Source organism: Sphingomonas sp. AC435 (assembly GCF_979253005.1).
In genome coordinates this window covers 94103-106461 of record NZ_CEEDCJ010000006.1, presented here as the reverse complement: position 1 = coordinate 106461, position 12359 = coordinate 94103, and the positions used below count along the sequence as shown (strand labels likewise).

Here is a 12359-nt window from a genome sequence, read left to right as displayed (position 1 = left end):
GTTGGCGCGACATGCCTCATGCCAGTAACATTGTTTATCCGACCGGACCGGATGCACCGCACGCTTTCGACATCATCCCGCTGAAGCCGCGCAAGGGCAATATGGATGCGCTCTGCCCGGTCTGTCGCGGCTATGGCGAGTGGAATACCGAGATCGACCTCGTCAGCTTCCGCTGCAAGCGCGCGATCTGCGACCGCTGCCTCGGTGCGGGCTGGGTGGAGACGGGCGTCGATCCGATCGGCTATCCCGACATCGAACTGTCACCGGAGGGAAATCCGCAATGGGTCACCCGCTTCGTCCCGCGCGAGGATGTCGTGGGTAACGACGTGCCGCACGGCAATCTGCTGGAGCCGAAGCCCGGCGCCTGACCTCAGGCGAGGATGCCGATCACAAGCGTCAGCCCACCAAGACCGACCGAAAGCGGCGTCCTGATCCGCATCCACCAAGCCGGCGCCAGCCCCGCGGCACGCAGCCGCCGGTCGACGACGAGCGATCCAAGGATCGCCATTCCCAATGCGATCAGCGATGCACCGGGCGAAGGCGTCCCGAACGCCCAGGGCAGCGCGGCGGCGAAGGCGATCAGCGACGGCGTCACGGCCGCGAACCAGAGCCAGCGCAGTGCCCGCACATCCGCTTGCGCCGCGATGCCCCACCACATGCCGCCGAGGAAACTCAGGATCAGGGCAGCGTAGGCGAAGGCGACGATCACTGCCGCGTCGTGCCAGCGCGGTCCGAGGACCAGCAGCGCGAGCAGTGCCGCTATCTGGGGGAGAAGACCGGCAAAGCCGAGGGCGTTGACGACGGGATCGGGTGGGCTGGTCCTGCTTGTGGTCATGCTTCGCTCCGGCTGCGATGTCGGTGCCGCTACAACGACGCGGGGCGGCGATGTTTGCAAAGCCCTGCTGCGCTGCAAAAACGTGTGTATGGTGGAGGTTGCACGACCGTTGGAGGGCAGGATGAGCACGATCGACACCCGCGAACATCAACGCTTTCCAACATTGTCGCTGGCGCACATCGACACGGCACGCCGCTTCGCCAGCGGTCCGGAGGTGCGGTTCGCGGCGGGCGAGAGCGTCTACGCGATCGGTGATCTGCACGCGCCGGCCTGGCTGGTGCTCGCCGGATCAATCGAGGTCGTGCGCCGTGACGGGCTCAGCCGGGAGGCGCCGGTCACCACGCACGGCGTCGGCCAGTTTTCGGGGGAGGTGAACCAGCTGGCCGGGCGTGCCTCGATCGCGGCGGGGCATGCCGGGCCGGACGGGTGCACGGCGCTGCCGTTCGATGCGGCGCATCTGCGCGCGTTGATGGTCGGATCCGCCGATCTCGGCGAGATCGTGATGCGCGCGCTGATCCTGCGCCGCGTCAGCCTGATCGAGGAGGGCGGCGCGGGTACGATCCTGATCGGCGTACCGGGCAGCCCCGACATCGTGCGCCTCCAGGGCTTCCTCAGCCGTAGCGGCTTGCCCAATCTCGTCCTCGACATCCATTCCGACGAAGAGGGCCGCGCGCTGGTCGAACGCACCGGTGTCCTGCCGGAGGAAGCGCCCCTCGTCGTATGTCCGTCCGGTCCGCTCCTGAAACATCCGAGCAACGAGGAACTCGCCGCCTGCCTCGGCATCGTGCCTGCGATCGATCCCGACCGCCTGTACGACGTTGCGGTGGTCGGCGCGGGTCCGGCCGGGCTGGCGACGGCGGTCTATGCCGCCAGCGAGGGGCTGTCGGTGGTGGTGCTCGACGCGCGTGCGATGGGCGGACAGGCTGGCGCGTCGTCGCGGATCGAGAATTACCTGGGCTTTCCGACCGGCATCTCCGGGCAGGCGCTGGCCGGACGGGCGTTCAATCAGGCGCTGAAGTTCGGGGCGGAGGTGGCGATCCCGGTCGGCGTGGAGCGGCTCGACTGCGACGGCGAGCATCTGACGCTGGTGTGCAGCGGCGACCGACGGATCGCGGCGGCGACCGTGGTGATCGCGTCGGGCGCGCGCTATCGCCGGCCCGACGTGCCGAACCTCGCGACGTTCGAGGGGGCGGGCATTTCCTATTGGGTGTCGCCGATCGAGGCACGGCTGTGCGCGGGGGAGGATGTGGCGCTGGTTGGCGGCGGCAATTCGGCGGGGCAGGCGGTCGTCTTCCTTGCGCCGCAGGTGAACCGCCTGCACCTGATCGTCCGCCGCCCGCTCGTGGAGACGATGTCGCGCTACCTGATCGACCGGATCGCCGCGCTTCCCAATGTCGAGGTGCATGTCGGCTACGAAGTCGCGGCACTGGAGGGAGATCGCATCGGCGGGCTGACCGCGGCGACCTTCCGCAACCGGCACGACGGCACGACCTATAGTTGCGCGCTACGCCACCTGTTCCTGTTCATCGGTGCCGACCCCAACGCCGATTGGGCGCGCGACTGCGTCGACACCGATGCGAAGGGCTTCGTCGTCACCGGCAACGCCGCCCTGCCGCTGGAGACGAGCAAGCCCGGCGTGTTCGCGATCGGCGACGTGCGCGCCGGTTCCACCAAGCGGGTCGCCGCGGCGGTGGGTGAGGGAGCGGCGGTCGTCGCGCAGATCCACGCCTTGCTGGCGGACCGGAAAGCAGAGGCGGGATGATCCCGTCGCGGGCTTAGGTATGGGGAGGCCGATTGCCTGATGCCAGCAGGAATTTAGGAACACCCGCCGCGTCTCGTGCGTCGAACCTGTCGATATCGCCGACAGGAGAATATGATGACGATCTTCAACAAGGATATGGTCGACCTCGCGACGCGGAACGAGCTCTGGCAGAAGGAGGTCTACCGCGACAAGAAGGTGCAGATCGTCCTGATGAGCATCCCGGCCGGCGAGGAGATCGGCATGGAAACGCATCCGGCCGACCAGACCACCTTCATCGTCGCCGGCGATGCGCACGTCGTGATCGACGGTCATTCGACCAAGGCGGGTCCCAACCACCTCGTCGTCGTACCTAAGGGCGCGCAGCACAATATCGTCAACAAGGGTTCGGGCGAGTTGAAGCTGTTCTCCGTCTACGCCCCGCCTGCGGAGCCGGAGGGCGCGGCATTCAGGACCAAGGAAGAGGCTGAGGAAGCCGAGAAGGGTCTGCTCGCCAAGGCGGCGGATGCGGTCAAGGAGGCAGTCGGGCGATGAGCGGCGCGGCGGCGGGCAAGGACGGCGCGCCGCTGCGCGTCGTCATCACCGGTGCGTCGAGCGGGATCGGCGCGGCGACCGCAATCGCCTTCGCACAGCAGGGCGCCCGGCTGATGCTGGGCGCGCGCGGTGAAGCCGGTCTGGAGGATATCGCCCGTCGCTGTCGCGAAGCGGGTGGCGATGCCGCGGTGCAGGTGGTCGACGCGACCGACGCCGCGGCGGTGGCCGGGTTCGCGGCGTCGGCGCGCGACAGGCTGGGCGGCATCGACCTGTGGTTCAGCTGCATTGGGGTCGGGGTCGTCGGCAAGTATCAGGACGTTCCGATCGCGGATCACGCGCGGGTGATCGAGACGAATCTGGTTAGTCACATGAACGACGTCCACGCGGTCTTGCCGATCTTCCTCGCGCAGGATCGCGGCACTTGGGTGAACATGATCTCGGTCGGCGGCTTCGTCGCGACGCCCTATGCGGCGGCCTATGCAGCGAGCAAATTCGGATTGCGCGGGTTCAGTCAGGCCCTGCGTGGCGAAGTGTCGAAGCGGCCGAACATCCACATCTGCGATGTGTATCCCACCTTTGTCGACACACCGGGCATCGACCACGCGGGTAATTATACGGGCGCCAAGCTGTCGCTGCCGCCCGGTGCGCTCGCGCCGGAAACGGTCGCGAGGGCGGTGGTCCGGCTCGCGCGGCATCCCCGCAACACGACCGTGGTCGGTGCGCCTTCGATCGCGCTGAAGCTCGGCCAGTTCGCGGCGCCCAACCTGGGTGCGGCGATGATGAACGGCTTTATGGATGTCTGGGCGAGCAGGGCGGACACGGGCAAAGACAATAGCGGCACACTCCACGAGCCGCCCTCCGGCGCCAGCGGCACGGATGGCGGGCGTCGCCACCCTGAGCGGCGACGCAAGGCGGCTGCCGCGGCGGGCGCGACGGCCGCCGTCGGGCTCGCCGCGGTGGGTGCGTGGCTATGGCAACGCCGCCGGTAACGCCGGACGGCCGCTACATCGTGGTGCGCGGACGCCTTTGGCGGCGCGCGAACCCGAACTTGGCGGAAGACGAGCGACAGGCACTGGTCGATCGGCTGATGACCGCGCGCCGGGCCGTGCGGTCGGCCTTGGCCAGCGGGGACGCCGCGGCGTTGAAGGCGGCGCGGTCGGATGTGAATGCGGCGAAGATGGGTCTTGGCGAGCGTGGTCCGGTGTGGTGGCAGGGCGACGATCTCAACCGCCATATGGCGGCGAATACCCCCTACGCCGATTGGCATGCGGCGCTCGATGGGTAGCACGGGGCGGCCAGTGCGGCCGCCCCGCCGACGTTAGCCCTTCTTGCGCGCGCGCTTCGGTGCGGCGGCGGCTTCCGTGTCTTCATCCTCGTCGGGCTGATCCTCGCCCGCCTCGGTTAATGCCTCGCCGAGTGCCTTCAGCTTGTCCTGCGACTTGTCCGCCTTGTCGGCGATCTTCGTCGTCGCGACTCCCAGGCGGTGCAGCAGCGCGTGGACGCGGTCGGCATCCGGCGTATCCTTTTCGAGCTGCTTGCGCAGCGAACCCAGGTCGCGGAGGATACCCTTTGCTCCGGTCACGTCCAGATCGGCCAGCGCGGCCTCCCAATCCTCGACCATGTGCGCACCCTTGTCGGGCTTGGTTTCGTCGAGGCCGCGGTTGATCGCGTTCATCGTTCCGGCAAATTTGACAGCCATCAGGCACATCCTCTCGTACGGGAGAAATCCCGCGCCGCTAACGAGGCGTAACGGCCGATGGCTCCGCTGATTCCATGCGAACGGCAACATAGGTTGCAGTGCTTGATCGGGATCAAGCGCTTTGATCCAACATCCTCTAAATTACTGGAAAGCATGAACCTTTTCCGATGATCGACGCTGTTCTCGCATCATTCGCAGGAGTGTTGTCATGACCGACCTCGCCAATCGCCGAGACTTGTTGAAGGGTGCGGCCGTCGCCGGTGCCGCCGTTGCCGCTGCGCCTGCGCTGGCACAGGCGAGCGCGCCGCCACCATTCGCAGACCCGCAGACCAAATATACCAGCCAGCCCTATCCCGAGCAGCGCCAGAAATGGCCGGCGCTTCAGCGCGACATGACGCCGGTGCCCGATTGCGGTGAACGGAGCTATCGCGGATCGGGCAAGTTGCAGGGGCGTAAGGCGCTGGTCACCGGCGGCGATTCCGGCATCGGTCGCGCGGCGGTCATCGCCTTCGCGCGGGAGGGCGCCGATGTCGCGATCAACTATTTTCCCACCGAGGAGCCCGACGCGCAGGACGTCGCCAAACTGCTCCGTGCGGAGGGGCGCAAGATCACGCTGATCCCCGGCGACCTGACCGATCAGGAATTCTGCGTTAATCTGGTGGGCAATGCCAACCGCAAGCTCGGCGGGCTGGATATCCTGGTCAACAACGCCGCGTACCAGCAGTCGAAGGACTCGATCGCGGAGGTCAGCTTCGAACAGTTCGACCGCACGATGAAGACGAATCTGTACGCGATGTTCTGGATAACCAAGACGGCGATCCCGCTGATGAAGCCGGGATCGGCGATCATCAATACCGCGTCGGTGAACTCGTTCGCGCCAGAGAAGGAACTGCTCGATTACGCCACCACCAAGGGTGGGATCGCGATCTTCACCAAGGCGCTGGCGAAACAGGTCGCGAAGCAGGGGATCCGCGTCAACGCCGTCGCGCCGGGACCGATCTGGACACCGCTTCAGGTCGCGGGCGGGCAGTTGCCGGGCAAGATGCACGAATTTGGGCAGGACACGCCGCTTGGGCGCTCGGGCCAGCCGGCGGAACTCGCGCCGTTGTACGTCGCCCTCGCGTCGGGGGAGTTGAGCTACACGGACGGCAGCGTGTTCGGCGCGAACGGGGGGACGGGGACGATCTGAAGATCCGCCTGTTCCAAGGTAATGGTCACCGGCGGATAGCCACCGCCACATCGGTCCTGACCGGACCGATCGCGACGCGCAGGATGCCGCCGCTGGCGGTGGCGGTTGATAGCGGCTGCGATATCCCGGTCTTCGTGTCGAACGCCGTCACGGTGTAGGTGCCGTCCGCCAGACCCGGCACGGTCAGCGTAACAGCCGACGCGTCGGTGCGCGCCTCCATCATTCCGTCCCGGCCGGTCGCGTCCGTGCGGACCAGCCACGCGAGCGCCTGCGCATCGTCGCCGCAGCCGACGACCGCGACGCCCGAATCGCTGCATCGCATCTCCTCCGACAGGTTGCGGCGACGGAACCGCGTCCAGTCGATCGCCGGCAGAAACAGCGACAGCACGCGCTGTGCTTCTCGCATCCCGGCGGTCAGGACATGCGGATGGCGATTAGGCCAGCGCATGCCGCCGCCCGCGCCGCCGCTGGCGAGATGCGCCCATTGGATGTGCCGAAAATACTCGTCGTCGAACGCGTCCGGCAGGGTGCGCTTGCGGTCCTTGAAGCTGTGGATCGGCCCGTGTTCCGAATCGAAGACGGGGCGTGCGGTACCAGCTTCGGTCACGGCAGCGCGCATCAGGCGTGCCACGGCTAGAGCGGGCGCGACGGTATCGCGCGGCGCGTCGATCGAACCTTTTTCGTAAAGGTGGGTGTTGGCGAAATCGAGCGCGGGGTGGCGGAAGATCGCCTCCACGAGCGAGGGGTGGTTGATCAACTCGGGACCGAATACGGACACGGTCTGCAGGTTGGCGCAACCGCGTCGCTCGATCTCGTGATCGCGCAGCCAGCCGGCGATGTCGGCGATGAAAGGCGCGGCGGTGGCCGGATCGTCGCCGCCGTGAGCGGGATGGATCTCGTTCCAGATGTCCCACGCGAACAGCGCCGGACTGCCGCCCCAGCGATCGCTGGCGAACGCCAGCCGCTGCTTGATCGCGGCGCGCGTGTCGGGACAGGTCAGCCAGGTGCGGCGTGCCGTGCAAGGGCCGCCGTTCGCACGCGCATAGGGGTGGTGCCGCCACCGTATCCACATGAAGAACGTGTCGAACGGCGTGAGCAGCACGCGCAGCCCGACCTTCTCCAGCAGTACGAACAGATCGTCCCAGAAGCGGACCATGTTGGGGACGAAGCGCCCGGCCGGTCGCTCCAGATAACGATGCTCGCCGTGGCAATATTCCAGCATCAGCCGGATGCACGTCACGCCGTGATCGCGCAGCCAGACCAGATGCCGCTCGACCGCAGCCATGTCGCGGCGGCGGAATAGGGGAGCGAGTTCGGGCCAGGTGATCGCGTCGTTATGGCCGATCGGCGTCCAGGGTGACCCGTCGTCGGTCACGAAGTAAGGCAGGTTCGGCAGGACGCCGATGCGGGCGAGGGGTAGATTGCAGGAACCTGAACTCGGGAGCACGCCGGTCAGGTTAGCTGCCGATGCGCCACATCGCCACACGCAATGTATTGATCTGGCTGATACTCGCGGAGCCAAGCGGCCGAACAGGTTCGGAGCCGGCAACGCACTGGGCTACCGGCTCCGATCTTAGTGACGCGACGGTTCAGTGCGCGTTCCGCCTGCACCAGCGGCGTCGCCGGGGTGCAAGGGCAGAATCGCGATGACCCGATCGGGGACGCCGGCCTTCCTGAGCACGGCTGCGGCGCGTTCGGCCTCCGCGATGCTGTCGAAGATCGCCATCAGCCGATGCGGGCCTTCCTTCACCGGACCGAGCCGCGACGAAAGAGGTTGATGATCGCGAGCAGAACGATCGCACCAACGAGCGAGACGAGCACCGACTGGATGCTGATGACGCCGCTGGTGATCGGCGCACCGCCGATCAGGGGGGTGACAATGAAGCCGGCGAGCAGTGCGCCGACGATGCCGACGACGACGTTGAGCAGGATGCCCTGCTGACCGTCGGTACGCATGATCATGCTGGCAACCCAGCCGATCAGGCCGCCGACGATGAGAAGTACGATGAGACCCATGATTATTCCCTCTGTTGATGGAGCTTACGGGGCGTTCAACGGATCGCCGGCCACGGTTGTTCAGATCGCGAGCAGTCGATCTAATGCGCCGATGGGTGCTGAAGTACTAATCGAATAGGTATCCGGTCCGGGAACAGGTGAGGCCCGTCGCGCGCTTCAGCCGCCATGCCAGACACTCCCGAACACGGCAGCGCGCCGACGCTGCGCCACCTCCAGCAACTGATGGCGCAACTGCTCGACGGAGTGATCCTGATCGATCCTGCGGGAACGATCCTCGACGCCAACGCCGCAGCGCTGCGGATGCACGGGGTCGATGACGTCAACGATCTCGGCACGACCGCGGAGGGCTACGCCAAGCGCTTTGCGCTGCGGGACGGTGATCACAAGCCGCTGAAGCATCGGCAATATCCGCTGTTCCGGCTGCTGGCGGGCGATCGCTTCCCCGACCTGATCGTCGAGGTCGCTCCCGCTGGCGAGGACGAGGTGCGCTGGGTGCATCAGGTGCGCGACGTGACGATGGATGTTGACGGTGGCGAACCCGATTACCTCGCGCTTGTGATCAGCGACGTGTCGCAACGCTTCGACGCGGAGGCGCGCTTCAACGCGATGTTCCAGGCGAACCCGGCACCCGCCGTCGTGGTGCGGCTGAGCGACCAGCGCATCGTCCGGATCAATGCCGGCTTCATGGCGCTGACAGGGTTCGGTGAGGAGCAGGTAGTCGGCAAGACGCTGTTCGGGCTCGATCTGCTCGGGAGCCTGCCCGACCCGACCGAGGTGCGGCAGCGGTTGGAGGCAGGTGAGATCGTCGACCAATCACACGCCGAGTTGCTGACGGCCACCGGATCGCGGCGGCTGGTGCTGTTCGCCGGCCAGCCCATCGACGTGACGCAGGAAGACGCCATGCTGCTGACCTTCGCCGATCTGGAGCCGCGGCGCGAGGCGGAGGCGGCGCTGGCGGCCAGCGAGCGCCATTTGCAGACGATCTTCGAAATGGCGCCGGTGGCGATGGCGGTGACGCGCGATGCCGATCACCGGATGGTGAGCATCAACGCAGCCTTCAGACGACTGACGGGCTATGCGGACGATGAGGCGGTCGGCCACAGCGCCGACGATCTCGGTTTATGGGAAGATGCCGACGCCCGCGCGGCGATCGAGCGGGATGTCGCGGAGGGCGGCAGCGTGCGCGACTGCGATGCGCGGCTGATGTCGAAGTCCGATGGGCCGGTCGATTGTCTGGTGTCGGCGGAGACGATCGGCGTACAGGGCGCGCCTTGCATCCTGTGGGTCTATCAGGACGTGACCGAGCGGCGACGCAGCGAGGCCGACCTGGCCGATGCGATCGACGAGGTGATGAAGGATGCGAGTTGGCTCAGCCGCTCGATCCTCGACAAACTGGCGACGCTGCGCCGGCCGGAGGCCCGCGCGCCGACCGCCGAACTGACGCCGCGCGAACGCGAGATCCTGGACCTGATCTGCGACGACATTGACGACACGGCGATCGCCGCGCGGCTGGGGTTGTCGCGCAATACCGTCCGCAACCACGTCGCGCGGCTGTACGCGAAGATCGGCGTCAACCGGCGCAGCGGTGCGGTGGTGTGGGGGCGCGAGCGCGGGATGGGCACGCGGTCGGACTGACGGTACGCCTCCAGGCCCCCCTGCGCTGTCAGCGATCCTTCGGGTGCAGCAACAACCCGTCGCGATGAGGCACCGCCTCGATCGCGTCGAGCTTGTCGAGCAGGTCGGCGAACGCGCCGTCCTGTTGCACCGGGAACAGCCGGTGAAACCCGGTTCCCAGCACGTCGAGATCGCGTGCGGTCAAAAAGCCGACGGCAACTATAGGTTCTCGCACAGACATTTGCTCCTAAAGCGCGGCTGGGGCATTTGGTGCCATCCGTTGCGCAAAAGCATCGAAGATCGTTGCGACGGAGCGGCTGCGGAAGACGAGGAAAGCAGTGCCGAGGACAGGTAAGGAGCCCTTTCTGGCGGGCGATGGGGAATTGGCGACGCGGATCGCGGCATTCGACTGGGCGACGACCCCGGTTGGGCCGATCGACACGTGGCCGGCGGCGATGAAGACGATGCTGGCCTTCGTCCTGCACTCGCCGGTGCCGATCGTCACGTTGTGGGGCGACCGCGGCGTGATGATCTACAACGATGCCTATCGCAGCTTTGCAGGCGCGCGACATCCGGCGCTTCTCGGCACCAACGTGCTGGAGGGGTGGCACGAGGTCGCCGACTTCAACGCCAATGTCATGCAGCGGGTGTACCGCGAGGGCGGGACACTGTCGTACAAGGATCAGGAACTGACGCTGATCCGCGATGGCACGCCCCGCCGGATGTGGACCGACCTGGAATATTCGCCCGCGTGCGACGAGCATGGGCAGCCGTTGGGCGTCGTGGCTGTGGTGATCGAGACGACGGAAAAGGTCCTTGCCCGCCAGCAATTGGAGGACGACCGCAATCGCCTGTGGTCGCTGTCGCGCGACCTGCTGTTGGTGTGCACGTTCGAGGGGGCGATCACCGCAGTGAACCCGACCGCGACGCGGCTGCTGGGATGGGCCGAAGACGAGATGGTCGGCCGATCGCTTGGGGACTTCATCCACCCCGACGACATGGACGAGACTGCGACGGAGGTCGCGAAACTCAGCCGCGGCATCACGACGCTGGCCTTCGAGAACCGCTACCGTGCGAAGGACGGCGAGTACCGCCTGTTCGCGTGGACCGCCGTGCCCGACGCCAACCGCATCCACGCCGTCGGACGCGACATTACGGACGAGCGCCGGCTCGCGCGCGATCGCGAGCGGATCTGGACGCTGTCGCCGGTGTTGAAGGTCGTTGCCGATGCCACCGGCCGCATCACCGACGTGAATCCGTCGTGGACGCAGGCGCTGGGCTGGACTCGCCGTGAGACGCTGGGCCGTCGCACGACCGAGTTCATGGTCGACGACGAGGCGTTTTGGGCAGAGCGTGTCGAGACGCTTCGCTCGGGCACGCCGCTGATGGAGTATCGTACCACGCTACGGTGCAAGGATGGCGAGGAGCGGCTGATACAATGGTCGACGGTACCTGAAAACGGTACCTTCTATGGCTTCGGTCGCGACGTAACCGCGGAAGTCGCCGCCGGCGAAGCGCTGGCGGAGGCGGAGGCGGCGCTGCGCCAGTCGCAGAAGATGGAAGCGGTCGGCCAGCTGACGGGCGGCATCGCCCACGATTTCAACAACCTCTTGCAGGGGATCACCGGCAGCCTGGAGATCGTGCAGCGCCGCGTCGCACAGGGGCGGGTAGCGGACCTCGACAGCTTCATCACCGGGGCGTCAACCGCGGCGCAGCGGGCGGCGGCGCTGACCCACCGGCTGCTCGCCTTCTCCCGCCGCCAGCCGCTCGATCCCAAGGCGGTGCGCGCCAATACGCTGATCGCATCGATGGAGGACATGCTGCGCCGGACGATCGGCGAGCGGATCGAGATGGAGCTGGTGCTGGCGGGCGGGTTGTGGGTGACGCTGTGCGATCCCAACCAGTTGGAAAGCGCGATCCTGAACCTCGTCATCAACGCCCGCGACGCGATGCCGGATGGCGGCAAGCTGACGATCGAGACATGCAACGCGCATCTCGACAGTGCCTATGCCGCCCGCGAACGGGGTGTGAAGCCCGGCCAATATGTCTGCATCTGCGTCACCGACACCGGCACCGGCATGGATGCCGGCACGATCGCCAAGGCGTTCGAGCCCTTCTTCACGACCAAGCCGATCGGGCAGGGGACGGGGCTGGGCCTGTCGATGATCTACGGCTTCGCGCAACAGTCCGAAGGGTATGCCAAGATATATTCCGAGGTCGGGCAGGGGACGACGTTCAAATTCTACCTGCCGCGCCATCGCGGCGCAGCCGACGAAGACGAGCCGCTGCCGCAACTGACCGAAGCCCATCACGCCGAGGATGGCGAGGTGGTGCTGGTCGTGGAGGACGAGGTGGTCGTGCGCGGCCTGATCGTGGAGGAGCTAAAGGAACTCGGCTACCGCGCGATCGAGGCGGTCGACGGGCCGAAGGGGCTGGAGGTGCTGCAATCGCGGCGACGCATCGACCTGCTGATCACCGACATCGGCCTGCCGGGTCTGAACGGTCGGCAACTGGCTGACGCCGCGCGCGAATTGCGACCGGCACTGAGGGTGCTGTTTATGACCGGTTATGCCGAAAACGCGGCGATGGCGTCGGGATTTCTGGAGCCGGGGATGGAGATGATCACCAAACCCTTCGCGATGGAGGCGCTGGCGACGCGTATCCGGCAGATGCTGGGGGACGGCATCTGACGTTTGCGGGACATCGTGCCTCC

Annotated in this window: 14 protein-coding genes; 8 read left to right on the top strand and 6 right to left on the bottom strand. The window is 66.7% G+C overall.

Going from position 1 to position 12359, the window contains the following annotated elements:
- Positions 1 to 11 precede the first annotated feature (11 nt).
- A complete protein-coding gene (locus tag AC0CH8_RS12990; protein WP_465240257.1) occupies positions 12 to 368 on the top strand; it encodes a hypothetical protein in 357 nt (118 codons plus the stop codon).
- 2 nt (positions 369 to 370) lie between these two features.
- On the opposite strand, the gene AC0CH8_RS12985 is transcribed toward AC0CH8_RS12990, so the two are convergent.
- Positions 371 to 835 (bottom strand): DUF3429 domain-containing protein, encoded by a 465-nt coding sequence (locus tag AC0CH8_RS12985; protein WP_465240256.1) that lies wholly within the window; start codon positions 833 to 835, stop codon positions 371 to 373.
- A gap of 121 nt (positions 836 to 956) precedes the next feature.
- Between AC0CH8_RS12985 and AC0CH8_RS12980 the strand changes: the two genes are divergently transcribed.
- The 4 genes from AC0CH8_RS12980 to AC0CH8_RS12965 all read left to right on the top strand — a co-directional run bounded on the left by AC0CH8_RS12980 (position 957) and on the right by AC0CH8_RS12965 (position 4413).
- Entirely contained in the window at positions 957 to 2597 is a 1641-nt protein-coding gene (locus AC0CH8_RS12980) for an FAD-dependent oxidoreductase (RefSeq protein WP_465240255.1), read from the top strand.
- A 111-nt stretch (positions 2598 to 2708) separates the two neighbouring features.
- The gene (locus tag AC0CH8_RS12975; protein WP_465240254.1) at positions 2709 to 3128 is read left to right on the top strand and encodes a cupin domain-containing protein; all 420 of its coding nucleotides are present in this window, start codon (positions 2709 to 2711) and stop codon (positions 3126 to 3128) included.
- On the top strand, positions 3125 to 4117 hold the full coding sequence (locus AC0CH8_RS12970; RefSeq protein WP_465240253.1) for an SDR family oxidoreductase: 993 nt from the start codon (positions 3125 to 3127) through the stop codon (positions 4115 to 4117). Before AC0CH8_RS12975 ends, AC0CH8_RS12970 begins: the two co-directional genes overlap by 4 nt.
- Positions 4099 to 4413 carry a hypothetical protein gene (locus AC0CH8_RS12965; protein WP_465240252.1) on the top strand — a complete coding sequence of 105 codons (315 nt, stop codon included), beginning with the start codon at positions 4099 to 4101 and terminating at the stop codon, positions 4411 to 4413. The genes AC0CH8_RS12970 and AC0CH8_RS12965 overlap by 19 nt, the downstream gene beginning before the upstream one ends.
- Before the next feature lie 33 nt (positions 4414 to 4446).
- Here the strand turns inward: AC0CH8_RS12965 and AC0CH8_RS12960 are convergent, their stop codons facing one another.
- A complete protein-coding gene (locus AC0CH8_RS12960; protein WP_465240251.1) occupies positions 4447 to 4827 on the bottom strand; it encodes a hypothetical protein in 381 nt (126 codons plus the stop codon).
- A gap of 208 nt (positions 4828 to 5035) precedes the next feature.
- On the opposite strand from AC0CH8_RS12960, the gene AC0CH8_RS12955 reads away from it, so the two are divergent.
- The gene (locus AC0CH8_RS12955) at positions 5036 to 6016 is read left to right on the top strand and encodes an SDR family oxidoreductase (protein WP_465240250.1); all 981 of its coding nucleotides are present in this window, start codon (positions 5036 to 5038) and stop codon (positions 6014 to 6016) included.
- A gap of 25 nt (positions 6017 to 6041) precedes the next feature.
- Here AC0CH8_RS12955 and AC0CH8_RS12950 read toward each other — a convergent pair whose 3' ends face one another.
- The 3 genes from AC0CH8_RS12950 to AC0CH8_RS12940 all read right to left on the bottom strand — a co-directional run bounded on the left by AC0CH8_RS12950 (position 6042) and on the right by AC0CH8_RS12940 (position 8032).
- On the bottom strand, positions 6042 to 7463 hold the full coding sequence (locus AC0CH8_RS12950) for a glycoside hydrolase 5 family protein (protein ID WP_465240249.1): 1422 nt from the start codon (positions 7461 to 7463) through the stop codon (positions 6042 to 6044).
- Between the two features lie 126 nt (positions 7464 to 7589).
- Positions 7590 to 7742: a hypothetical protein gene (locus tag AC0CH8_RS12945; RefSeq protein WP_465240248.1), complete on the bottom strand. Its 153-nt coding sequence runs from the start codon at positions 7740 to 7742 to the stop codon at positions 7590 to 7592.
- A gap of 20 nt (positions 7743 to 7762) precedes the next feature.
- Positions 7763 to 8032 (bottom strand): GlsB/YeaQ/YmgE family stress response membrane protein, encoded by a 270-nt coding sequence (locus tag AC0CH8_RS12940; protein WP_204196806.1) that lies wholly within the window; start codon positions 8030 to 8032, stop codon positions 7763 to 7765.
- Between the two features lie 165 nt (positions 8033 to 8197).
- On the opposite strand from AC0CH8_RS12940, the gene AC0CH8_RS12935 reads away from it, so the two are divergent.
- Positions 8198 to 9667, top strand: coding sequence for a PAS domain S-box protein (locus AC0CH8_RS12935; RefSeq protein WP_465240247.1), 1470 nt, complete (start codon positions 8198 to 8200; stop codon positions 9665 to 9667).
- 28 nt (positions 9668 to 9695) lie between these two features.
- On the opposite strand, the gene AC0CH8_RS12930 is transcribed toward AC0CH8_RS12935, so the two are convergent.
- A complete protein-coding gene (locus tag AC0CH8_RS12930) occupies positions 9696 to 9851 on the bottom strand; it encodes a hypothetical protein (protein ID WP_204196808.1) in 156 nt (51 codons plus the stop codon).
- Between the two features lie 133 nt (positions 9852 to 9984).
- Here AC0CH8_RS12930 and AC0CH8_RS12925 point away from each other — a divergent pair, with 133 nt between their 5' ends.
- Entirely contained in the window at positions 9985 to 12336 is a 2352-nt protein-coding gene (locus AC0CH8_RS12925) for a PAS domain S-box protein (protein ID WP_465240246.1), read from the top strand.
- Positions 12337 to 12359 lie beyond the last annotated feature (23 nt).

What these genes read in the sequence shown, in the direction of transcription:
- AC0CH8_RS12990 (WP_465240257.1), top strand. Translation starts at nt 12, where the DNA reads ATGCCTCATGCCAGTAACATTGTTTATCCGACCGGACCGGATGCACCG.
- AC0CH8_RS12985 (WP_465240256.1), bottom strand. Translation starts at nt 835, where the DNA reads ATGACCACAAGCAGGACCAGCCCACCCGATCCCGTCGTCAACGCCCTC.
- AC0CH8_RS12980 (WP_465240255.1), top strand. Translation starts at nt 957, where the DNA reads ATGAGCACGATCGACACCCGCGAACATCAACGCTTTCCAACATTGTCG.
- AC0CH8_RS12975 (WP_465240254.1), top strand. Translation starts at nt 2,709, where the DNA reads ATGATGACGATCTTCAACAAGGATATGGTCGACCTCGCGACGCGGAAC.
- AC0CH8_RS12970 (WP_465240253.1), top strand. Translation starts at nt 3,125, where the DNA reads ATGAGCGGCGCGGCGGCGGGCAAGGACGGCGCGCCGCTGCGCGTCGTC.
- AC0CH8_RS12965 (WP_465240252.1), top strand. Translation starts at nt 4,099, where the DNA reads ATGGCAACGCCGCCGGTAACGCCGGACGGCCGCTACATCGTGGTGCGC.
- AC0CH8_RS12960 (WP_465240251.1), bottom strand. Translation starts at nt 4,827, where the DNA reads ATGGCTGTCAAATTTGCCGGAACGATGAACGCGATCAACCGCGGCCTC.
- AC0CH8_RS12955 (WP_465240250.1), top strand. Translation starts at nt 5,036, where the DNA reads ATGACCGACCTCGCCAATCGCCGAGACTTGTTGAAGGGTGCGGCCGTC.
- AC0CH8_RS12945 (WP_465240248.1), bottom strand. Translation starts at nt 7,742, where the DNA reads ATGGCGATCTTCGACAGCATCGCGGAGGCCGAACGCGCCGCAGCCGTG.
- AC0CH8_RS12940 (WP_204196806.1), bottom strand. Translation starts at nt 8,032, where the DNA reads ATGGGTCTCATCGTACTTCTCATCGTCGGCGGCCTGATCGGCTGGGTT.
- AC0CH8_RS12935 (WP_465240247.1), top strand. Translation starts at nt 8,198, where the DNA reads ATGCCAGACACTCCCGAACACGGCAGCGCGCCGACGCTGCGCCACCTC.